Consider the following 22,731-nt stretch of genomic DNA (forward strand, 5'->3'; position numbering starts at 1 on the left):
TCTATAATAAGGAATGATTACAACTTCAATATACCAAACAACAGTTCTTATTTACAGTGCGAATCAGAGCAATATTATGCAATCCTTGCGTCGCCGTATTTGGTATAGTAACGGAGCATATTAGAGGAGGGGTTGTCATGCCTGGTGAGTTAAGAACCGCCTATTACGATACTGAACTGCAAGTGGAAGCCTACTGGTTTCAGGGTGTGATGCATAGCTTCCCCAATCACTTTCATGATCATTATGTGTTCGGATATATAGAGAACAGTCCGCGCCGCATGCTGTGCAACAATATAGAGTATAGTATCAAGCCCGGTGATCTCCTGATCTTTAATCCTGGTGATGTTCATTCCTGTGAAGAAGTGGACGGCAGGCCGTTAGATTATCGCAGCATCAATATTAAGCCGGATCGTATGATGAGCATGATGAAAGATATTACGGGCCATGCGTTTTTGCCTTCATTCACACTGAATGTACTTTCCGGGAGCGAATTTGCGCCAGCTTTAAAAGAATTGCATGAAATGATCTTTAGGGGGGAACCGGATTTTATCAAAGAGGAATTGTTCTTCTTTTTTATTGTCCAATTGCTGCAGGATTATGCGAATTCGCCGGAGGAGCATGAACAGACAGGAAAGAAGGGGCCTTCCGAATTTGAGGTTGTGTGCGAATATATGGAGACCCATTATGCATCCAAAATTACGCTGTCAGAATTGAGTGATCTGGCCGGGCTCAGCAAGTATCATTTTTTACGCGCCTTCACTCGGCATAAGAGGATTTCTCCCTATAATTACTTGGAGACGATTCGAATTGGCAATGCTAAGAAGCTATTGGAACAGGGTATTGCTCCTGTTGAAATAGCACATATGACAGGCTTTAGCGATCAAAGCCATTTCACACATTTTTTCAAAAGATTGATTGGCCTGACCCCGCGGCAGTATATGCGGATCTTTCATCAGGAAACGGCTGCAGAAACTTTGCTTTCGGGTGAGCGCCAATGATGAATTCTCGTTATCACGCGGCCGCACATCTCGCAACGCTGGTTACCATATTGTTTTGGGGAACCACCTTCATCTCGTCCAAAGTACTTTTGAGCGATTTTAGTCCCATGGAGATTTTGTTTACCCGATTTTTGATTGGTTATGTCGCCTTGTGGATCGTTCATCCAAGACTGATTCCGTTTCGGAAGAGAGGGGAGGAACTGCTGTTTGCAGCGGCCGGGTTGTGCGGCGTGACCTTGTATTTTCTCCTGGAAAACATTGCTCTAACCTATACGTATGCCTCCAATGTTGGCGTCATCGTCACCGTAGCTCCCTTTTTTACAGCGGTGGCTGCCCATTTTATTTTGAAGGATGAGAAGCTGCATTTTCGGTTTTTTGTAGGCTTCCTGATCGCGATGATTGGGATTGCCCTTATTTCCTGGAGTGGCAGTTCGAAGCTGCAATTAAATCCACTTGGGGATTTGCTGGCCGTTCTTGCTTGCATTAGCTGGGCTTTGTATTCAATCCTTTTGCGCAAGATCAATCAGTTTCAATACCCTTCAATTGGCATGACCCGGAGAGTCTTCTTCTACGGACTGATCTTTATGCTGCCGGTAACCTTGTTTAGTGATTTCCGACTGGATCTGGTCCGGTTTGGGACAGGGTCTCATTTGTGGAATTTTCTATTCCTTGGCTTGGGCGCTTCGGCCTTGTGTTATGTCAGCTGGAACTGGAGTGTCGGCATTCTGGGAGCGATCAAGACCAGCGTATACTTTTATTTGACCCCTGTAGTTACTGTAGTAGCAGCTTATTTGTTGTTGAATGAAAGGATTACCGGTGCTGGTATCGTGGGTATTGCGCTAACCTTGGTAGGTTTAATCGTGTCGGAACAAAGATTCCTTCGTAAGCGCAGGCATGTAACGGATTCTGTCACAGAGCAAGGATCTTTATAGAAAAAATGGACACGGCGCTGTATACCAATAGTCAGGCTATTTAAGTGTTCGCTAATACGCATCCTTTCGCGTAGGTGGTCAAAATCTGGGGACACGGAATAACGATACTGGTGAACCCCACTGCAACCTTTTTCTTGCACCCTGCGTCTACCTGCTATACCCGCAAAGAAAGGTGCAGACCTATGAACAAGAAGAAGATTCTCTTATCCGGCATTATTTTGGCAACAGCCTTATCCTTAAACAACACCTCACAATTGCATGCGGAAGCGGCCTCACCAGTGAAGAGCGCAGTGACAACGACAATGACTTCCGGGACTGTGATATTCAAGCTGAATAATCCCGTCTATGTTAACGGCCAAGGGAAGCATCGTCTGAACGCTGCCCCGTTCGTGGTAAAAGGCACATCGATGATCCCGCTTCGGGCCGCAGCCGAATCATTGGGATGCACGGTGAACTGGAATCCGAAGAAGGGAACACTCGAATTATCGGGGCCTAGCCTGGGCACCGTTCAATTTACAAGGTTCTCGGATTATGCAATCAATGCCAAGGGAGAACGTGTGAAGCTGCCTGAACAGATCCGTCAGGTAAAAGGGGTATGGTTTGTCCCTGCCAGGTCGTTGTCCACTCTCTTGAATGCTAACTTGACCTGGGATGCCGGGACGCATACCTTGACGATCGCGCGCAAGGAAGCGGTTCAGGAGCCCAAACAATTTAGCTTTTTATTCAATAAAGATACCGAGGGATGGAAAGGCGGGTTCGCGGATCTACCGGTTAATTATGATAAAACCATCTATGAATTGAAATATAACCGTGAGCTTCTACCACTACAAAACAACAAGACAAACTATGGCCTCCAGCTTTCCGGGCATAACCGCAGCGACGATTTGTTTATGTTCCTCTCTCGGGGGATCGGAGGATTTAAGCCGAATACCACTTATGATGTAAAACTTAACTTTGCTATGTATACGGATGCGGCTGGAGGATCAATTGGCATTGGCGGTTCGCCAGCGGAATCGCTCTTCATCAAAGCCGGCATTCTTACGAATGAACCGTTATCAGTCCCAACAGAGTATGCCGGAGGAAAGTATTATCGAATGAATGTAGATACCGGTAGTCAAGGGACCGGCGGCAAGGAGATCAAGGTGATCGGCAATGCCGCGAAGCCGGAATCGGACAAGCCAGGCTATCAGCGAGTCGATTTTCATTACAACGCCAAGGTGAAGACAAATGCCAAGGGAGTGATGTATGTTCTAATCGGCGCAGACTCTGGTTTTGAAGGCTTAACCACACTGTACTTTGATGATATTCAGGTGACTGCTACAGCCCAAAAATAAGCGTAATTCGAGGGTTATAGGAAAAGCGCCCATAGGCTCAACACATTTCTCTAAAGATGTGTCTGGTCTATGGGCTTTTTTTAATAAAACTCATATCTTGGATTTACTCCATATGTTCCTCTTCAAGATAGATGGTCTCAATCTCGTTAAAAGCTGCTTTCAGCCTCTTCACAAGAGAGTTAACACCAAAGATCTCTGTGAATGTGTGACTTCCAACGATGAGATTGATGCCAGCGAATTTCGTGTATTGAACAGAATACAATGATTTTTCACCCGTGATATACACATCGCACTCCGCTTCTTTGGCTTGTCTGATTAGATCTGTGGAATTTCCAGCGCCAGTGACGACTCCGACTTTCTTTATCGTTGTATTGGAGTTTTTCCATGCCTTCACATCCTCACCTAATGCGGTTGAAATTCTATCCACTAGTTCCTCAAAAGCTATAGGCTCGTTATACTCACCGATACCAATGATTTCGTGGTTGTCCTCATAGTGTGTCTGCTGAGTTATTTTTGAGATCCCGATTTCTTGCAAAAGCGAGTTGCAGGTACCAAATTCTGCACAATCCAAAGGGAGATGGATATAAAAATGTGAAATCTCATTGTCGATCAGGTGTTTCATACACTGCTCTTTCACTTCGTATAGAAAATCCCAGGCGTCATGGTGTGTAATAATGAACTGAACCTTGTGATCGACTGCTTTGAGAATCACGTCTGGAGTTAAATTCGTTGTAAACCCAACCCGAATAATCTCCTGTGATCGTGGATTATTATAGCCATACTCATCATTTTCTTTAAATTGTTCAACCAAGCTGCCAAAAGTACTCTTAATGAAGTCATTGAAATCAGTTAGATACATCTTAACCCCCCCTTAAAATTGTCTCCGATTCTTATTCGATGATGTGTTCGTATAACCCTTTTATGTAAATTATTGTTTTTAAATCAGCTAAGCTATAGATATAAAAAGAGCCACCAAAGAGGCGGCTTCTTTTACTTTTTGTCTAAAAAAGCATCGTAGTAGTTCAGTTTTTGAGATAACAGATCGAGATACTTCTGATATTCTGCGATGTGCTGTTGAACGGTCTCTTTTTGCCGAGAAATGATTTCACGTCTTTCCGGTACAGTGTCGTCCCCAAGAAGGATCAGTTCATTATAGTGCTTGATCGCTTCAATCGACATGCCGGAGTCCCGCATGCAGCACAGCATTTGAATCCGCTGTAAATCCGTCTCGTTGTAGACGCGTCTGCCATTGTCCATACGGTGAACAGGCGGCAACAACCCTTCCTTTTCATAATATCGCAGTGTGTGGGAAGCCAGATTGAATTTTTCGGAGACCTCTTTGATCGTATACATGGTTTTCATCCTCTGCACATGAATTATGGCTATTATAACCCTTAAAGTGAGCTTCAATACAACCTGATAGCGTTAGCAAAGTTACTAATTCCAATTTTCTCCCTTTTCCATTTATGCAGAGAACAGGTATAGTCAAGTAAAATAAACTGGGAGCTTAGACGTTTAGTAGGGGGATTTCAATGAATAGACTTGAGGACGTCTTTACGGATATATTGCGCTTCAATGGAATACAAGTGATTGAGATTGTGATGAATGGCGAGACTTTCTATTCCAGCATAGATTCACATACAATGGTGATTTGCTTGAACGGCCGAGCAGCGGTGGAGTGGGGGAGTGAAGCTTGTTCACTAGCTTCTGGAGAGATCTGTATACTGCCCCCAGGGCAAGAGCTCAAGATCATCGCAGATGCTCAGGAGCTCTTTAAGGGCTGGCGGATTCAATTTGATTCTTATGTACAGAAGGAAGAGAATCTTGTAGCAAAACATAATCTAGTTCGGTACGAGTGGCTGCGTTGTGAGAATCCTCAAATGCTGGCGGGCCTATGTGACAGATTACACCAGGTACAGATATCTGAGTCGTCCAGTCGCTACAGTGGACAGGCTGATTTTTACCAGCTGATGGCATTGCTACAATCCTCAACAGCCAGGCCTTCTGCTGAGGAAACGTTGGCTGAGGCGATTGCACGTGTATCTAACTATATCAGGGAGCATATCGATCAGGAGTTAACACGAACCGAGCTTGCGCAGTTAGCTGGACTTAGTCCAGGCTATTTCTCACGAGCCTTTCAGCAGTTAATGGGGCAATCACCAACAGCATTTGTTATGGATTTGCGAATGGCCAAGGCTAAGGGACTATTGTTATCGGGGAATGGGGTTAAGGATACAGCCTCTCGTGTGGGATTTGACGATGAATTTTATTTTAGCCGGCGGTTCAAACAGCAGATCGGAATGTCTCCCTTGACCTATGTAAATAGCCGTAGAAGAAAAATTGCCAGTGTGTCCGAACCGATCTTCGGAAGTCTGCTTGCCTTGCAATTACTGCCCACGGCGGCTGCATTCTATCCGAATCATAAGCCGGACTCCAAAATGCTTCGCTTGCATTCTGATGAACAAGGTGTAGGACAAATGTGGGGAGACAATGTGGCCATGCTACAAGGCGCGAACCCTGAGCTTATCTTTTGCACCGATTTTTTGAATACACAGGCGCATTATGAATTGGAGCAAATCGCACCGACCGTCACGGTTCCCTGGCTTACTGCAAATTGGCGTGAACAATTGACGCTCATTGCTGAAGCTGCCGATCTAGAACCAGAGGGACAACAATGGTTGTCGGAGTATGATCAGAGGGCAGACATTGTCCGGCGCAAGGTACGCAGGTATCTGGGTGGTGCGACACTTAATATCTGGCGGATCATGGATGATGAATATCGGGTCTACGGGGACCGGAATGTGGGTGCGGTACTCTATGGAGATTTTCAACTAACCGCTACTCATTCATTAAAGGCAATGGATGTGTATGAAACAGTGACCCGCCAAGATCTGCCGGTGTATGACGCTGATGCGCTAGTTATCATGATTGATCCTTCCCCAAAGGCAATGTTAGAGTGGAGGGCATTACAGAGAAGCAAGTTATTACGAAATCTGACGGCGGCCAAAAATAACAGAATCTTTGACATTGGCACCGAAAAACTCCTGGAGTATTCTGCTTGGTCTCATGATCGCGCCTTATCCTATTTTGCTGAACTTTTGGGTGGACGCAATTTTCAGTTTTGAAGGTAACAAAAATCCAGAACTCATCTTCCCATAATCCATGTCCATGAGAAGGATTACGTGCTATTGTTTGTTGAGAAAGAAAATCATTCTCATGAATATGGAGGGGGAGATTTTTTATTTTTACTACTATCCCCTGGGATTTGGAGTCATTATTCCAATTGCCTGCCCTGTATCCGGTTTTTGAAGATGAAGAGACCGGAATTCATGCCGCGTTTTATCAAGGAGTTCCTTATAAGGGAAAAGAAACACGAGTGTTTGCCTACTATGGATTGCCTAAGATTGAAGAACATAAGCAAAATGAAATCCCTCAGCAGATTCCTGGGATCATTTTGGTTCATGGCGGTGCAGGGAGCGCATTCTCCCATTGGGTGAAGCAATGGAATGACCGGGGTTATGCCGCAATTGCGATGGATCTCGAGGGGCAGGTCCCCTTTGCAAGCTATAACAACATCAGCGAGAGAAGCCGTGATGATCTTCATACGGATTCATCCCTGCCACTATTCTCGCCACATCCCTGGAGTGGCCCAATGAAGCAGGGAGTATTCGCAGATTATGGCGAAGCTGTGCAGGATCAATGGATGTATCACGCTGTAGCCGCTGTGTTATCGGCACATACCATCCTTCGCAGTTTGCCTGGTGTAGATGAAGACCGAATTGGAATTACAGGGATCTCATGGGGAGGTATTATTACCAGTCTGGTGTCTGGTCTGGATCACAGGCTTTCTTTTGCCATGCCGGTATATGGATGTGGTTATCTTTATGAGCCAGGTACGCTCTACGGTCGCGGATTTGCTGCTATGCCACCCGCTACAGCTGAACGTCTTCGGGGGCTATGGGACCCGTCTTCTTATCTGCACCAAAGCAAGATACCGATGCTGTGGCTAAACGGCAGCCAGGATACGCATTTTCCTTTGTCCATCTTTGTGAAGTCCTACGAACAACATGAACATCACTATGAGGATGCGCAGTTACATAGCCGATTAAGCATTCAGCATGGACTGCCCCATACTTATCCGGATGCATGGTCCTGTGAAGAGAGCTATGCTTTTGCAGACAGTATCACAAGAGAGGGGCCTGCCTTAATTCGCATTCTTCGTGCGGAGCAGTATGAGGAGCGGGTACGGGTGTGTTTTCAATCGCCGCTTGAAGTCGTGAAGGCTGTGCTGTACTGGTGCGGGGATGACACGGACTGGAGAAGCGCCAGTTGGCATTCGGAGACAGCTATTCTGTACAAGGATGAAAATAGTAATGATCACGGAGAAGCGCATGTTGCTTTGCCGGTTTCAGGCGGAGTCTACTTTGTGCAGCTAACCAATACCAAAGGCTGGATTACCAGTTCCCGTGTCATGAGAGATCGTCGAGAAGTACCAGTCTAATCAAATAGAATAAAAAGGGGAAAGAAATATGAGAAACAGTTATAAAAAGCTGCGCCCATTGAGCGTAGTGATTCTGATTATGATGATGCTTGCGATTGCTACAGCTTGCAGCAAGGAGTCTTCTGAGCCTGCTGCAGAACAAACTGCCAGTCCGGATACGGCCCAAGAGACTAAGTTTACCTACAAAGATAACAATGGAGAACATACACTTGAGCATCAGCCTGCTAATATTGCCACAACGGTAACTTATTTAACAGATCATATGATCGCACTGGGTTTGACGCCAACGGCTTCCGTTAAGTCGCAAAATGAAGATTTTCCGCTGTACCTAAAGCCTTTTCTGAATAATGTTGAAATTATTGGCGACCAAGGAAAGGTGAATCTGGAGAAGCTGCTATCCGTAAATCCCGATCTGATTATTACAGACACCAACAGCGAAAAAGTTTATGACGAGTACGCGAAAATAGCGCCTACGGTTATGCTGGAAAATGGTTATGGTGCGCCGGATTGGCAGACAGCATTCCGTGCAACGGCTGCAGCTTTTGGCCTTCAAGACAAGGCTGAGCAAGTCATCACCGACTATGATAAGCACAAGGAAGAAGCAATCAAGCAGATCCACGATAAAGTAGCTGGCAAAACCTTAATGGTACTGCGTATTCGTAACGATATTCGTTATTACGGGGATATGGATTACAAATGGCTATATGATGATTTCGGCTTCACCCGTCCTGCTGTCTACCCAGTAACCTCGGCGGACAATCGTTATGAGTCCCTGTCCAATGAGAAGCTTCCGCAAATCAATCCGGACTACATTCTGCTCATTAACGACAGTGATAGTATCTATAACGAGTTGCAGGATCTAAGTATCTGGAAAAATCTCGAAGCCGTTAAGAACAATCAGGTGTACACGCTGTCTTCGGATTCCTGGTTCGGCGGCTATGGGCCTAACGCTGCTAACTCCATGCTGGATGATCTGACTAAAATTTTCGTTAAATAATGGACACGAACATTTGGGATCAACTGAGCTCTTATTTTAACCTTCATATTCAGCAGCAGGGGAAGGCTGTATGCACTATCGGAGGGGAAGCTTTAACTGAGAAGGCAGTCATGCATCGCTTTCTCACCGCCTACGGCGAGTTCATTGAGGCTGAAGAGCTTCCAGTTGCTGCAGCTTATTTTGTCAGCTGGTTTGGGGATGTGGCTGCTGCGTTGTTGTATAGCGTTTCTGTGCACAATACCGCTCCGAACCTCACACTTGCGAACTTGCAGGTACATCTCACCCCTGAGCAGGGCTTCACTCGAATTGCTTTTCAACTGTCGGAGGATCAATTAGATCATGCGCCAGGAGAGAGACAAACGATAGATTGGACTGTATGGCGGGAGCAAGTGTTCAGCCGATTTTATTGGGATACTGTTAGCCCCTTGCTCCTCTGTGTATCGGAGGCCAGCGGGATTCAGGCAGGAATCTTATGGGGGCAGCTGCCGACGGCTCTGCAGAATTACAGGGAAAAGCTGCAAGCACTATTGTCTACCCAGTTGTCTACACAGGATAATGCTTCGCTTCTGTCCTATCTGGCTGAAGACGATGCCTTCATGTGTAATGAGCTTGCCCCTGAGGCCTTCGGACGATCGAAGAACCCACTCCAAGCTAAAGTCCGATTCCTAGACCATCCGCTTGAGGCAGGGAAGAAGCTCGCTATTAAAAATACCTGCTGTCTGCAATACAAGCGTACCAATCGCTCATACTGCTATACTTGTCCACGCCTGTCTAAGCAAGATCGTATGGATTGGCTGCAGCAGGGCTAGACAAAACGTAAAAGGCAATCCTAATAAGGGATGCCTTTTTTCTTTTCGGATTATACAGAAAGAAGAGATTGTATGAGTCGAACAAAAGAAATTAACTAAGACGAAGATGAGCGAATGGGGAAGTTTAGAACTGTGCTGTATGCGCAAAACGCTTGCCTGTTTGCTTTCCAAAGGAAAGTTAGCACCGGAACATAGACTGTTGGAAGCAAGACCTATAATCCAGGGCTGTTCAAATCCAGCGATGTTAGTAGAAGCGGGGTATTCCCCTTCACCTTCCGTCGTCGTAACAGTTCAAAAAGAGGGGGCACTTCCCCAACTAAGAGCATTTTTGCACCTTATTTTTCTTGAATGCAGGCAAATAAGGTAAATAAGGGCATTTTTGCATCTTATTTTTCGGAAAAGCATGCTAGACGAGGTAATCTGGAAGATTTAAGGTACAATATTGCACTTAATCTCCACGAACCCTTAGTTGCAGAGGATTTAAGGTACGAGAATGCCCTTAATTATACTACTTATATAAGCTCTCTTTTTTTGCTATGTTTGTTTATTTAAATGCGTTCTATATAGCAAAAGATAACGTCTAACTTTTAAAGTCTACGTTGATGAAGATGTACGTGGCAAAGCCAATTGTCCTCGTAGTGCTGTTCGTGACAGCCACACGTGAAACTATGCTATAATGGTTAGCGAAAAGGGGGTGCTTAATAGATGGAGAATCTTGTAAGATTGTCTGGTACTTCTCCCACTCATGCAAAGCCTGTATTAGAAAAGCGTTACTTTGCATGGGGCAAAACCTTTTTTTAACGCTAAATAAGCTCTTCTAATATGTTGGCTTTGCACCTTATTTGGAAACTTTAAAATAAGGAGCGGGCACAATGAAATATATTAATGCAGCAAAAGTGTTACCCGAAAAGCTAATTATGGAAATTCAAAAATACGTTCAGGGAGAAACGCTGTACATTCCTAAGCCGGAAACGGAGTATAAGCATTGGGGAAGCCAGAGTGGCGGGAGACGGTTGCTTGATGAGCGAAACGCCGCGATCCGAGCTGCTTTTAGGAACGGTAGCAGTATTGAGCAGCTGGCCGAGGAATATTTTCTCTCGATCGAAACAATTAAGAAAATTGTCTATTCACATAAAAGTAAGAAACAGCACTGGTGAGCATACTTCATCAGTGTCTTTTTTATGCCGAAAATGATTCTAAGTCATTGTCATCATTTCAAGAGTCGAGGGCACACTGTAGACTAACAATAGAGACAGCTAGTCTGAATAATGACATATAGAGAGGAAATATTGGCAATGAGTGAAGAGCAAAGCAGAAGCAGACATCTGGTTGATCCAGAAGTGGTTAGCGCCCTTGATATGTTCCCAACAACGGATCTTACGCAGTCTGTGCTGATGGAATCACGTATGAAGCAAGCACAAATGATGCCACAAATTGATGTTACGCAAAAGTTTCCGGTTACCTTTGAAGAAAGAACGGTACCAAGTTATTTTGGAGGGCCGGAAGTTCGTATAGAGATCATTAAACCTACGCAGCCAAAATATGAAAACATGCCTTTATATTATTCCCTTCACGGCGGCGGGATGGTTATGGGAAGTCCGGTTGGTGATCGCATGGGGAATGCCGCCCTTGCTGTGCAGCATGGTTTTTGCTGTGTGTCTGTGTATTACCGTCTGGCACCGGAGCATGTTCAGCCAAGCCAGCTAGAGGATATCTATTCAGGCCTAAAATGGTGTATCGAACATGCGGAAGAACTGGGAATCGACGCTAAGAAAGTCGCCGTTGCAGGCTCAAGTGCTGGCGCCGGTTTGGCGGCTGGTCTGGCTTTATATATTCGGGATCAGAAGGAATTTGAGATTCATCATCTGAGATTGCGTAGCCCGATGCTGGATGACCGTACAAGTGTTGCACCAGATCATCCTTATGCCGGAGAATTTGTTTGGAACAAAGCAAGTAATTATTTTGGCTGGAAATCTGTATTAGGTCATGAACCAGATCAGGAAGGCGTAAGCCAGTATTATGTGCCTGCACGTGCGAAATCACTTGCTGGTTTGCCACCTACTTTTATTACGATAGGAAGCATCGATTTATTCGTAGATGAAGCTTTGCTATTCGCGAAACAACTGGTTCATGATGGTGTTTTGGTCGAGCTGCATGTCTATCCGGGCTACCACCATCTGTCGCCAATGTTCCCGAACGCCCACTATTCTCAGGAGGGTGTTAAGGCAGGCGAGCACGCCTTGCTGAAGGCGCTGGATTTACTTTAATCAGGAAGAAAAATAACAGTAAAAACTCATAACAAAAGCAGCGACAGCTTATGGATTTGATAATTCAATTCCTAGGTTGCCGCTGTTTTTTGCTTCAAACAGATACGTCCTTATTTTCATGGGTTACGTTTCTTCTGTTTATTTAGGAAGGTAAATCAAAAAAAACTACTGGAGTTCCTCTAACTGTTCCAAATTAATTTCTTGTCCGTTTAACTCAATCCGATTTATTCCCTTATTTGTAATAACAAATATTTTTTCAAACGAATGATCTGAAGCGGCGGTTACTGTTTCTACGAGAAGCTTTCCGTCCTGATTCTGAATATCTACTGAGGGTACTGTGAACTTTTGATTATGTTCTTCATTGTTATAATTTATATACAGATACACACGGTGTTCGGCGGATATTCTGCCTATATAGATTCCATTTCTCGCACGATTAGATTCTAACCATTTATGTATCGGCTCCTTAACTTCACTGGGGTCTAAATAGTTGATATTTAAGTTGCTATGGCTTGAACAGCCAACAAGGATTATCAACACGGAAACTATTAAAATACTTAGCTTTTTCATTGTCACCTCTGCTTGTTTGAAATGTTATTACTAAATTTACCATGCGGATATTGAATAGTAAATCTATATAACAATATCATAAGAAAGTTGGATCAATGAAACAGATTATCCATTATGGATAATTATTATTATTTTATTATCTATATTTGAATAATGGATTTTCCTTTGCTATAATCGCAATTGTGAGTGGAATACTATTGAGTAGGGGGTGGGGATATAAACCGCAATGAGGTTGGTACGCTCAAGAAGGGTTTGGATATTTTTAACCTTGTGCTCCATAACCCGAACATCACTACTCAAGAGATCATGGAACAATTACAGCTCAACCAAAGTACAGCCTATCGCTTGGTAAGTACACTGGAGCAGAATCAATTCATCATGAGAAGTCCTAAGAATGGGTTTGTGATTTCGGATGTGTTTGTATCCAAATTGCAAAGTGAGAATCTGCTCAAGCAGGACGTTGATCTCTTGCAATCCGTGCCATCCATGGACAAGCTAAGTAAGGAGACAGGGGAAACCACATATCTCGGAATCCTTCATGGCACAGAGGTTGTTATCACGCATGCGATGCCAGGGATCTATGCTACCCGAACACATCATGTGATTGGAGATCGTAAGCTTATTCGCGGCGATGCCATCGGGAAATGCCTGCTGGCTTACCAGGGTGAGGAGCTGCAGTCGTGGATTTTGGACAACATGTCTTTTGAGAAGCAGACGGAGCATACGATTACATCTCCAGAGAAATTCCGTGAGGAACTGAGCAACATTAAGGCCAGAGGTTATGCCCTGGATGATGAAGAAGGGGAATGCGGGGCTAGATGTATCGGTGCACCAATCTGGAAAGATGGTAAGGTTATTGCTGCCATTGCGATCAGTGGCCCGACAACCCGAGTGTCCAAAGAGAAAGATGCGTACCATATTGAGCAGGTAACCAAATGTGCACAGGAGATTTCAGATCTGCTTAACAGTCCATAAAAATACAATTTGAAGGAGATTAAACCATGAACTTTGTAACATTGAATAACGGTGTGAAAATGCCTCAGCTTGGATTGGGCGTGTGGCAGGTTAGCGATGAACAGGCTGCCTCTGCGATCGCTTCAGCCTTTGAAGTAGGTTATACTTCGATTGATACTGCTATGATTTATCAGAACGAACTTGGTGTGGGACAAGCGATCAAGGAATCCGGAATTCCGCGGGAGAAGCTGTTCATTACGACCAAAGTGTGGAACGCAGACCAAGGATATGAGAATACCCTGCGTGCGTTCGATGAAAGCTTGAAGAAGCTGGAACTGGATTATATTGATTTGTATTTGATCCACTGGCCAACGCCGAATTTCGATCAGTACATTGACACCTACAAGGCGCTGGAGAAACTGTACCATGATGGTAAAGTAAAAGCGATCGGTGTATGTAACTTTGAAATTGAGCATCTGGAGCGTCTTCTGAAGGAATGTGAAGTGAAGCCTGTTCTTAATCAGATCGAATGCCACCCATACCTGGCTCAAAATGAATTGAAAGCTTTCGGTGATAAGCACGACATCTTCCTTGAAGCTTGGAGCCCGCTGGATCAAGGCGGCGATGTCTTGAAGGATGAAGTGATCGTCAAGCTAGCCGAAGCTCATGGCAAATCCCCGGCGCAAATCGTACTTCGCTGGCACCTGCAACGTAACTCCATTGTCATTCCTAAATCAGTGACACCTTCCAGAATCGAAGAAAACATTAATGTGTTTGACTTTGAACTTTCTGCTGACGAAATGGAGTCCATTAATCAACTGGACAGCAACCGCCGCAAAGGCCCGCATCCAAACGATTTTCATATGAGATAATCGAATGATTTAAAGCCCGTAAATCTGCTTGTTACAAGCGATTTGCGGGCTTTTTAATCCAATGAAAATCATCAATCGACTGTGCATTAATGCGTAGTTCTATAATTCATTTATAAGTACTGGAGCAGTTAACCTGTCTTTTTTACTATTATATATCTGATAATATATTTTTTGCTCTGCTTCTCTTTATAATTGAAAATTTCCTGTGTGGTTCCTGTTCCAATAACTTTTAGGTCCTTAAAATGATTGATTAGATCTTTTTCAGTGAAAAAGTGAGCATATTTTCCTTCTACATATTCATATGTCCCATCTTCCAATTGTCTCCCGACCCCATTGTTATGATCCTCGTTTGAAAAGCATGTAAAATACATTACTCCAGCATGTTTTAGTTGTCGTACACAATTATTAATAAAGTTCTTTCGATCATCTTCTAGAAATAGGTGTAATACATCAAAACAATAGATTGCATCATACGTCGTAGTACCGGTTAGATCATCCATAACAGATCCCTGAATAAAATGACTATAAGGATCCCAATGCATTGCTATATGAATAGCTTTATGTGATAACTCAATCCCATCAACCTGAAAAAATTTAGAGAGTGCTTTAGTATTCCTTCCATACCCAGATCCAGGAACTAAGACTGTCTTAACTTTGTTATTCTTAAATAATTCAATTGCTTGGTAGACTGTTTTACTGGGTTGTTGACCCCAAATCATTCCTTCATTATCAAATCTTTTATCCCAATAATTATCCATTTAAACCATTACTTTGGAAGTTATTTAGATATTGTGATTAATTAACAAATCATCATATTTACGCTGTTAGTTGAACTATTGAGGCTATAGATATGGATCTACCCGTGAGATTTTCCAAAACTAGTTCATTGGTGAAAATAGCATATTCCCTTGACTTTCCATGAAATCGTATATAACATAGTCCATGTCATTAAAAATGATAATCATTATCAAATACAATCACTGAAGATCAGGGGGATATACGAAATGCATAAAAGGTTTTTGAGTGTAGTTATGCTTATTGTTGTGATACTGGTTGCAGCTGGCTGCGGCTCTAACAATTCCACGAATAACGCAACGAACAGTGCCGCAAAGAGTAATGAGGCGGCTGCAAATAATAGTAGTGATACCGCAAGTGGCCCTATTGTATTAAAAGATGCTAAAGGCGAGGTTAAGCTGGATAAGCCTGCACAAAAGGTTGTTGTACTGGAGTGGACTTTTACAGAAGATGTAATTGCGCTGGGAGTACAACCGGTAGGGAACGCCGATAACGAGAACTATAAGCTGTATGTGACATCTGAAGCACCATTGGATGCAAGCGTGACGGATGTTGGTACACGTGATGAACCAAATCTGGAGACGATTGCGGCGCTGAAGCCGGATTTGATTATTGCGAATGCGCCTAGCAACGAAGCCATTTATGATCAACTGAAAAGTATTGCTCCAACACTGATTTTCAGCCTGTATCCGGATGAAGGAAAAGGCGATCAATACACACTGATGGAGGATACTTTTAAAACGATAGCAGCGGCGCTTGGTAAAACCGCAGAAGGTGACAAAGTCCTTGCAGACTTGGATGCTCACTATACGGATGCGAAGACGAAGCTGGCTGCAGCTGGCAAGGAAGGTCTGAATTACGTACTGACACAAGCATATAGCTATCAGAATGCAGCAACAATGCGTCTTTTCACAGACAATTCACTAGCAGTACAAACGTTGGATCGGATTGGTCTGAAAAATGACTGGAAGCCTGAAAATTTCGAGAGCTATGGATTCAGCACATCAACCGTTGAAGCATTGCCGGCGGTTCAGGATACGAATCTGCTCTATATCGTCCAAAAGGATGATGATATTTTCACAAAAACACTGAAGGATAATTCTGTTTGGAACGGTCTTACCTTCGTTAAGGAGAAACGCACTTACGCGTTGGACAGCGCGACCTGGGTGTTCGGCGGTCCAATCTCCTCCAAGGTGATTGTGGATGAAGTTGTAAAAACCTTAACGAAATGAGTGCTACTATGAACGGGCATAGCAGTGGAAAAACTTCAATCAGTATGACCTGGCGGATGATTGGAATATTCGGGGGCGGCCTTGCCGTCCTCTTCGTTCTGTTCATTCTAAGTCTAGGCTTTGGGGAAGCTAAAATCCCGGCAGCTACTGTAGTAGAGGGATTGCTGAACCGTCAGGATGTTATGGAACATCATCTGCTCTGGGATATCCGGATGCCGCGTACAGTTATCGGTATTCTGGCTGGAGCTGCCCTGGCTGCGGCTGGCGCGTTACTGCAAACGATAACGAAGAACCCGCTTGCTTCCTCAGATACACTGGGAATTAATGCGGGAGCTTATTTTATGGTCGTCCTTGGCATGGTTGCTTTCCCGGCTTTACAGCATCAGTTCCCATTTGTGTTGGCAGCGGCTGGGGGCCTGTTGGCGGCACTTATTGCCTATCTACTGAGCGGAGGCAAGACGGCTACGCCTGTCCGGCTGGCCCTATCCGGAATGATCGTGTCCATGGTGCTTGGAGCGTTCACCTCGGCCTTATTTATTTTTAATAAGACGGAAACGCAAAATTTGTTCTTATGGGGTTCGGGCTCTCTGATTCAGCTGAATTGGGACGGCGTCCGGTATGCTTGGCCTTTCGTCCTTGTACTCATCGGAGTATCCGTGTTCGCAGGCAGGCAATTCGATGCACTTGAACTTGATGAGTCCACTGCCCGTTCGCTAGGACAGCGAGTAGGGTTAACCCGGGCTGTAGGCCTCGGCATATCCGTATTGATGGCTGCGATCGTGGTCAGTGTGGTCGGCCCCATCGGCTTCGTTGGTCTGGTCGCGCCCCACCTTGTCCGTCTTAGCGGTATAAGTAAGCATCGCCTGCTCATTCCCGCGAGCGCCCTTTGGGGAGCGTTGCTCATTACGGCAGCGGATACGATTGCGCGTGCCGTGCGGAGTAGTGTAGGGGAGATGCCGGTTGGTGCGGTTATGGCGATTATCGGAGCTCCTTGGCTGATCTGGCTGGTGCTGACCAGAATGAAAAATATATCTGGTTCAGGTCCAGGGCAATCCTCTATGAGTATAGGCGGAGTAGCGCTACGTATGCGCTTTGTTCCGACTGCGATATTCATGAGTGTGTTGCTAATTGTGATTATCCTTGTTAGCTTGTCGCTTGGCGGAACGAGAATACCTATCGGGGATCTACTGAATAGTCTTGCTAGCAGGGGTGATGAATCGTATTCTGTGCTGCTGACTTTAAGGCTTCCTCGTACACTAGTCGCGGCTGCAGGTGGTATTGCCCTTGCTGTTAGCGGTGTACTGATTCAGAGCGCTGTTCGCAATCCTCTGGCAGACGCCTCTATTATCGGCGTGACCTCGGGTGCCGGCTTTGGTGCGCTGGTCGTACTGTTCTTATGGCCGGCAATGACGGTAATTGCGTTACCTATTGCCGCTATGGCTGGCGGGGCTTTGGCGGCAGCCTTTGTATTCTTCCTGGCATGGCGCAGATCTCTGAATCCATCGGTTCTCATCCTGCTTGGAATCGCAATATCTGCAATCGCCTCGGCGGGTATTCAAGTGATGATCGTCAAGGCAAGCATCTGGAGCAGCAACTCCTTAATTTGGATTACAGGTTCGACCTATGGACGGGGCTGGAATCAATTTTATAGTCTGCTGATCTTTCTCCTTATCCTGTTACCCGTTGCGTACTATTTGGGACGGAAAATCGATTTGCTGGCCTTTGGTGATGAGAGTTCAGTAGGTCTAGGCTTGCCTGTTCGCGGGACACGGCTCTGGACGATGATTATTGGCGTATTGCTGGCAGCGGGAGCTGTTGCCAGTGTGGGGACGATTGGTTTCCTCGGGCTCATCGCACCACATGCGGTGCGGATGATGATTGGTCATCACACGAGACGCTCCATTATTTTATCGGGTCTGCTGGGCGGATTACTGCTGGTCATTGCTGATACTGTCGGAAGAACGGTCATGGCGCCCAAAGAAATTCCTTCAGGCTTGATTATTATGCTGATCGGAGCTCCGTATTTCCTGTTCTTAATGTACCGTTCGCTTGTTAGAAAAGGATAGAATATGGTTTGAGATGTCTATTCAAGGCCGTCCCGTTATGGGGCGGCCTTCTTCATAATAACAACATAAGGACCGATCCAAGAATCCATTTGTGGATTTTGGTACGGTCCTCTTTTTTTAGTCTTGTACATAAAATTTAGTTATTGACAAAAATGTTTCCCAAGAGCAAAATAATAAACAACAGTATATGTTCGTTAAGTTTAGGGGCTTGGAACATCCCCGCGATTATTGTGTGAAAAGAGGAGAGACCATGAGTACAGGAGTTCAGCAAGTGAAAGAAGACCAAGGATGGTTACGAAGTAGTTCTAGTATTAGCTTGGAGGAGGTAAACAATTCCGTAAAAATCCCTCTAAAAGCAGGTTTCTGGAGAAAGTTTTTTGCCTTTGCGGGGCCGGGGTCACTGGTAGCCGTCGGCTATATCGATCCGGGCAACTGGGCAACCTCGATAGCAGGCGGCGCACGCTTTGGCTACACTCTTTTATCTGTTATTTTAATTTCAAATTTGATTGCCATGCTGCTTCAAGTCTTGTCAGCCAAACTTGGCATTGTCACCGGAAGAGACTTGGCACAGGCAACGAGGGATGCTGTTAGTCCCAAAGTGGCTGCTTTTCTATGGATTCTAACGGAGCTGGCGATTGTGGCAACAGACCTGGCGGAAGTGATCGGATCAGCGATTGCTCTGAATTTACTATTCGGCATTCCGTTATTGTGGGGCATAGCGATTACTACACTTGATGTACTGCTGCTGCTAGTTTTACAGAAAAAAGGCTTCCGCATTGTGGAGTCTATCATTATCGTCTTAATGCTTACCATATTTGCAGTATTTGCTTTTGAAGTGATCATATCCAAACCGGAGGTTGCGGCCTTATTTGGTGGATATGTTCCTAAATTTGAGATCGTTACGAATCCTGAGATGCTCTTTATCTCATTAGGTATTTTGGGTGCAACAGTGATGCCGCATAATTTGTACTTGCATTCATCCATTGTACAGACCCGACAATATGAGAGAACGACCAAGGGACGGAAAGAAGCACTCAAGTTTTCTATTCTGGATTCTAATCTTTCACTATTCTTTGCTTTCTTGATTAACTCTGCTATTTTGATCCTGGGTGCGGCTGCCTTCCATGGTACGGGCCTAGATGTATCGGAAATAGAAGGCGCGTATGAGCTTTTAAGTCCTACGCTTGGCGTTAGTATTGCAGGTACGCTATTTGCGGTTGCATTGCTTGCTTCTGGTCAGAACTCGACGATTACAGGAACGTTGGCAGGGCAGATTGTAATGGAGGGATTCGTCAAATTAAGAGTATCTCCATGGCTCCGTAGATTGATTACCCGCTTACTTGCTGTAGTACCGGCATTTATCGTTACTTGGCTAGCAGGCTCCAGAGGAACGGGCGACTTGTTGTTATGGAGTCAGGTAGTGCTTAGTTTGCAGTTGCCTTTTGCGGTTATTCCACTTGTACTGTTCACTAGCGATAAGCATAAAATGGGCGAATTCGCCAATCGGCTGTGGATTAAAATTTTGGCTTGGCTATCCACGGGAGTTATCGTTGCCCTCAATGTGTTCCTGGTATTCTATATTATCCTTACCGGTCATGAATTAGGATGACACAAGATAAGACCCCTTGGGAATCCCGAGGGGTTTTTACTTATGTGTACGTAAGGTTCCTGAGCAAAAAAATGTTTAATTTCCCTCTGGAGTTCCTCTGATTTTCATTATTGACCAAAAGGTAAATAACTGATATTATAAAGCCACGCTATTCGACAAATGTTTTATGGGAGTGATGCTTAAAAGAAATATTCCCTTCATAAATATTTTTTTGAGCATTTAATGACCTTTTGGTCAATAATAATGAGATGCAAAAATAACTAATAAAAGGAGCAACTCCATGACAACACCTAACGTACTGCTAACCAGTTACCAACTTGGAAATATAACTCTTAAAAATCGTGTGGCGCTCGCCCCGATGACACGGATGTCCGCTGACAACGACGGTCGTGCAACTGATAGAATGGCCAGATATTATGAGAGCTTTGCTGCAGGTGGCTTCGGTCTAGTGATTGCAGAAGCGGCATACCCTGACGAGGAATATAGCCAAGGGGTTTTGAATCAACCGGGGATCGCTAGCGATGATCATGTTACGGCATGGAAAGCTGTAACTGAAGCTGTACATGCCCGAGGCAGTAAGATTATTTTGCAAATCGCTCATGCTGGCGCAGTATCGCAAGGTAACAGATATCGAGAGGGGACCGTCGCTCCATCATCCGTACAGCCAACTGGGGCAGAGCAGGGGCATACCCCGAAAGAACTTACCACTGAAGAGATTCAAGAAATTATTGCTGGATTTGCAGAGGCTGCAGTGAGGGCTGAACAAGCGGGCTTCGATGGAATCGAACTTCATGGTGCCAATGGTTTTTTAATAGATGAATTTCTAACGGATTATACCAATCTTCGTCAAGATGAATATGGCGGCTCTACAGAAAAGCGCACCCGTTTCATCACTGAGATTATTAGAGCCATTAGAGAAAAAGTTGGTAATCGCATCGTTGTTGGTGTTCGTATTTCTCAAGCAAAGATCAATAATTATGAGTACAAATGGGCGAATGGCGAACAGGATGCTGAGATCATATTTGGCGCCATTGGCGCAGAACAAACGGATTATATTCACATCACGGAATACAATAGCTTAGCCCCTGCTTTTGCGAACAGTAATTATACGTTAGCAGAGCTTGCCAAGAAGTACGGGAAAACAACGGTAATTGCCAATGGGCAATTGGATCAGCCGGAGGATGCACAGAAAGCACTTGAGGCAGGTTCAGATCTGATTTCTCTTGGAAAACCGGCACTAGGCAATCATGATTGGGTCAAAAAAGTGGAAAATGGTCTGCCTATTGAAGAATTTACAGGGGAAGTATTGAGTCCGGCTCCAACTATAAAGGACAGTGAGTTATACAAGGAGAATGACTAAGCGCTATTGACACAATAATCTATAAGTGGATATGATCAGTGTATGAGTAGACCTAGAGAGTTTGATTATGATAAAGTATTGCATCAATTAATGCTGACCTTCTGGGAGAAGGGCTACAAAGGCACTTCCCTGGCCGATTTGGTGGCAGTCAGCAATTTGAAGAAGCAAAGTCTATACGGGGCTTATGGTGATAAACATGCTTTGTTTATAAAGGCGCTTCGTCTGTATCGAATGCAAGCCATAACTTCCATTCAAGAGTTGTTGAATCAAGAACCGTCGGCGTTAAGAACATTAGAATTATGGAAAATAAATTTGCTGCAACCCAGTGAGGACACTTGTCCGAAAGGTTGTTTTATCGTAAACATGGCCCTGGAGCTAGGCACAGAGGATGCTGAGGCTTCGGTGGAAATTGATGCACTGTTTAAAGACTCGGAGAAGTTGCTTGAGGAAGTCATTATTCGTGGTCAAAAAGCAGGAGAAATTATATCTCATTTTCCAGCCAGCCTTATCGCTAAAAATTTATCCACTACTCAACATGGGATCCGAGTATTAAATAAAACCAACAGTTCACAAGAAGAAATTAGAGCAATTCTTGATTATAGTATTGATTCCATACGAGCTGTCCCGCGCTGAAAAGCACGGGGCAGTTTTTTTATGGCGTGCCGGGGGCGCTTTTATTACTGAATAGCCAGATCGCAAGAAGTAGAGCCATACTTACAGCAGCAAGCCCGAACCAATTTAAGTAGAGAACAGAGGTGTTGCTGATGACAAGTCCGCCCAATCCAGATCCCAATGCAAAACCTAATTGGATAAAGGAAGTATTCAAAAGGGTAACCTTGTCCTCTTCTTTGATGGCCGGAACCTTTTTATAGATGATTAGTAAGGGAAGAACGCTTAATAACCCGATTGCAATAAATAGAACTCTCCATCCAAGCCTTTCACTAAAAAATGTACCGATTGGAACACCCAGTACAAGCGAGCTGCTGAGACCCATCAAAATAATGCCGATAGCTCGTCCCCTTCGTTCTTTTTCTACTAGTCGTGTTGCTACTGCCATGGCCACTACGGTAGCCATTCCTCCACTAGCTCCTTGAATCATTCGTACTGATAGTACGATTTCATAAGAAAGATTCGCAAACATAAGTCCGTTAGTGGCAATGAACACACCGAAGGAAGACATGAGCAGCTTCTTGCGATCCATATTGATGGTCAGTGCGATTAGAATCGGCGTGATTATGGCTCCTGCGAGCGCAAATACAGTCACTAATAGCCCGACCTTAGAAGTTGAAATGCCCAAGTCCACGGCAATCATATCAATGATTCCTGTAATAATGTATTCAATGGTTCCGATCAGAAAGACCGCAAGTGCAAGAATATAGATGATCATGTTATTTTTCAATGGGATTCGCTCTACTTTCTATTATTCACTTTGCGT

Annotated in this window: 22 protein-coding genes; 17 read left to right on the top strand and 5 right to left on the bottom strand. The window is 44.6% G+C overall.

Going from position 1 to position 22,731, the window contains the following annotated elements:
* Positions 1 to 137 precede the first annotated feature (137 nt).
* The 3 genes from AC3Y23_RS00885 (at position 138) to AC3Y23_RS00895 (ending at position 3,264) form a co-directional block, all read left to right on the top strand.
* Positions 138 to 998, top strand: a complete 861-nt coding sequence (locus AC3Y23_RS00885; RefSeq protein WP_379194661.1) for an AraC family transcriptional regulator — start codon at positions 138 to 140, stop codon at positions 996 to 998.
* Positions 998 to 1,930, top strand: coding sequence for a DMT family transporter (locus AC3Y23_RS00890; RefSeq protein ID WP_379195727.1), 933 nt, complete (start codon positions 998 to 1,000; stop codon positions 1,928 to 1,930). The genes AC3Y23_RS00885 and AC3Y23_RS00890 overlap by 1 nt, the downstream gene beginning before the upstream one ends.
* Positions 1,931 to 2,112: 182 nt before the next feature.
* Positions 2,113 to 3,264 (top strand): stalk domain-containing protein, encoded by a 1,152-nt coding sequence (locus AC3Y23_RS00895; RefSeq protein WP_379194663.1) that lies wholly within the window; start codon positions 2,113 to 2,115, stop codon positions 3,262 to 3,264.
* A 103-nt stretch (positions 3,265 to 3,367) separates the two neighbouring features.
* Here the strand turns inward: AC3Y23_RS00895 and AC3Y23_RS00900 are convergent, their stop codons facing one another.
* Both AC3Y23_RS00900 and AC3Y23_RS00905 read right to left on the bottom strand, forming a co-directional pair.
* Positions 3,368 to 4,123, bottom strand: a complete 756-nt coding sequence (locus tag AC3Y23_RS00900; RefSeq protein ID WP_379194665.1) for a Nif3-like dinuclear metal center hexameric protein — start codon at positions 4,121 to 4,123, stop codon at positions 3,368 to 3,370.
* Positions 4,124 to 4,254: 131 nt separating this feature from the next.
* Positions 4,255 to 4,617 carry a MerR family transcriptional regulator gene (locus AC3Y23_RS00905; protein ID WP_379194667.1) on the bottom strand — a complete coding sequence of 121 codons (363 nt, stop codon included), beginning with the start codon at positions 4,615 to 4,617 and terminating at the stop codon, positions 4,255 to 4,257.
* 179 nt (positions 4,618 to 4,796) lie between these two features.
* On the opposite strand from AC3Y23_RS00905, the gene AC3Y23_RS00910 reads away from it, so the two are divergent.
* The 7 genes from AC3Y23_RS00910 to AC3Y23_RS00940 all read left to right on the top strand — a co-directional run bounded on the left by AC3Y23_RS00910 (position 4,797) and on the right by AC3Y23_RS00940 (position 11,838).
* Positions 4,797 to 6,389, top strand: a complete 1,593-nt coding sequence (locus AC3Y23_RS00910) for a helix-turn-helix domain-containing protein (RefSeq protein ID WP_379194669.1) — start codon at positions 4,797 to 4,799, stop codon at positions 6,387 to 6,389.
* 140 nt (positions 6,390 to 6,529) lie between these two features.
* Positions 6,530 to 7,765: an alpha/beta hydrolase family protein gene (locus tag AC3Y23_RS00915; RefSeq protein WP_379194671.1), complete on the top strand. Its 1,236-nt coding sequence runs from the start codon at positions 6,530 to 6,532 to the stop codon at positions 7,763 to 7,765.
* Between the two features lie 28 nt (positions 7,766 to 7,793).
* Positions 7,794 to 8,762 carry an ABC transporter substrate-binding protein gene (locus AC3Y23_RS00920; RefSeq protein ID WP_379194673.1) on the top strand — a complete coding sequence of 323 codons (969 nt, stop codon included), beginning with the start codon at positions 7,794 to 7,796 and terminating at the stop codon, positions 8,760 to 8,762.
* Positions 8,762 to 9,571: a hypothetical protein gene (locus AC3Y23_RS00925; protein WP_379194675.1), complete on the top strand. Its 810-nt coding sequence runs from the start codon at positions 8,762 to 8,764 to the stop codon at positions 9,569 to 9,571. The genes AC3Y23_RS00920 and AC3Y23_RS00925 overlap by 1 nt, the downstream gene beginning before the upstream one ends.
* A gap of 106 nt (positions 9,572 to 9,677) precedes the next feature.
* Complete coding sequence (locus tag AC3Y23_RS00930; protein WP_379194677.1) at positions 9,678 to 9,938, top strand: hypothetical protein; 261 nt, start codon at positions 9,678 to 9,680, stop codon at positions 9,936 to 9,938.
* A gap of 505 nt (positions 9,939 to 10,443) precedes the next feature.
* Positions 10,444 to 10,728, top strand: coding sequence for a CD3324 family protein (locus tag AC3Y23_RS00935; protein ID WP_379194679.1), 285 nt, complete (start codon positions 10,444 to 10,446; stop codon positions 10,726 to 10,728).
* A gap of 138 nt (positions 10,729 to 10,866) precedes the next feature.
* Complete coding sequence (locus tag AC3Y23_RS00940) at positions 10,867 to 11,838, top strand: alpha/beta hydrolase (protein WP_379194681.1); 972 nt, start codon at positions 10,867 to 10,869, stop codon at positions 11,836 to 11,838.
* A gap of 165 nt (positions 11,839 to 12,003) precedes the next feature.
* On the opposite strand, the gene AC3Y23_RS00945 is transcribed toward AC3Y23_RS00940, so the two are convergent.
* Positions 12,004 to 12,408 carry a hypothetical protein gene (locus tag AC3Y23_RS00945; RefSeq protein WP_379194684.1) on the bottom strand — a complete coding sequence of 135 codons (405 nt, stop codon included), beginning with the start codon at positions 12,406 to 12,408 and terminating at the stop codon, positions 12,004 to 12,006.
* Between the two features lie 216 nt (positions 12,409 to 12,624).
* Here AC3Y23_RS00945 and AC3Y23_RS00950 point away from each other — a divergent pair, with 216 nt between their 5' ends.
* Positions 12,625 to 13,383: an IclR family transcriptional regulator gene (locus AC3Y23_RS00950; protein ID WP_379195730.1), complete on the top strand. Its 759-nt coding sequence runs from the start codon at positions 12,625 to 12,627 to the stop codon at positions 13,381 to 13,383.
* 26 nt (positions 13,384 to 13,409) lie between these two features.
* Complete coding sequence (locus AC3Y23_RS00955; RefSeq protein WP_379194686.1) at positions 13,410 to 14,234, top strand: aldo/keto reductase; 825 nt, start codon at positions 13,410 to 13,412, stop codon at positions 14,232 to 14,234.
* A gap of 128 nt (positions 14,235 to 14,362) precedes the next feature.
* On the opposite strand, the gene AC3Y23_RS00960 is transcribed toward AC3Y23_RS00955, so the two are convergent.
* A complete protein-coding gene (locus tag AC3Y23_RS00960; RefSeq protein WP_379194688.1) occupies positions 14,363 to 14,992 on the bottom strand; it encodes a class I SAM-dependent methyltransferase in 630 nt (209 codons plus the stop codon).
* A 246-nt stretch (positions 14,993 to 15,238) separates the two neighbouring features.
* Between AC3Y23_RS00960 and AC3Y23_RS00965 the strand changes: the two genes are divergently transcribed.
* From AC3Y23_RS00965 to AC3Y23_RS00985, 5 genes are all read left to right on the top strand, one after another.
* Positions 15,239 to 16,261 (top strand): ABC transporter substrate-binding protein, encoded by a 1,023-nt coding sequence (locus AC3Y23_RS00965; RefSeq protein WP_379194690.1) that lies wholly within the window; start codon positions 15,239 to 15,241, stop codon positions 16,259 to 16,261.
* Complete coding sequence (locus tag AC3Y23_RS00970; protein ID WP_379194692.1) at positions 16,258 to 18,327, top strand: iron ABC transporter permease; 2,070 nt, start codon at positions 16,258 to 16,260, stop codon at positions 18,325 to 18,327. The genes AC3Y23_RS00965 and AC3Y23_RS00970 overlap by 4 nt, the downstream gene beginning before the upstream one ends.
* 250 nt (positions 18,328 to 18,577) lie before the next feature.
* A complete protein-coding gene (locus AC3Y23_RS00975) occupies positions 18,578 to 19,936 on the top strand; it encodes an Nramp family divalent metal transporter (RefSeq protein WP_379194694.1) in 1,359 nt (452 codons plus the stop codon).
* Positions 19,937 to 20,216: 280 nt separating this feature from the next.
* On the top strand, positions 20,217 to 21,296 hold the full coding sequence (locus AC3Y23_RS00980) for an oxidoreductase (protein WP_379194696.1): 1,080 nt from the start codon (positions 20,217 to 20,219) through the stop codon (positions 21,294 to 21,296).
* A gap of 42 nt (positions 21,297 to 21,338) precedes the next feature.
* Positions 21,339 to 21,929, top strand: coding sequence for a TetR/AcrR family transcriptional regulator (locus AC3Y23_RS00985; RefSeq protein WP_379194698.1), 591 nt, complete (start codon positions 21,339 to 21,341; stop codon positions 21,927 to 21,929).
* A gap of 19 nt (positions 21,930 to 21,948) precedes the next feature.
* Here AC3Y23_RS00985 and AC3Y23_RS00990 read toward each other — a convergent pair whose 3' ends face one another.
* The gene (locus AC3Y23_RS00990) at positions 21,949 to 22,695 is read right to left on the bottom strand and encodes an MFS transporter (RefSeq protein ID WP_379194700.1); all 747 of its coding nucleotides are present in this window, start codon (positions 22,693 to 22,695) and stop codon (positions 21,949 to 21,951) included.
* Between the last annotated feature and the right edge of the window lie 36 nt (positions 22,696 to 22,731).

It is taken from the genome of Paenibacillus sp. MAHUQ-45, assembly GCF_058133325.1.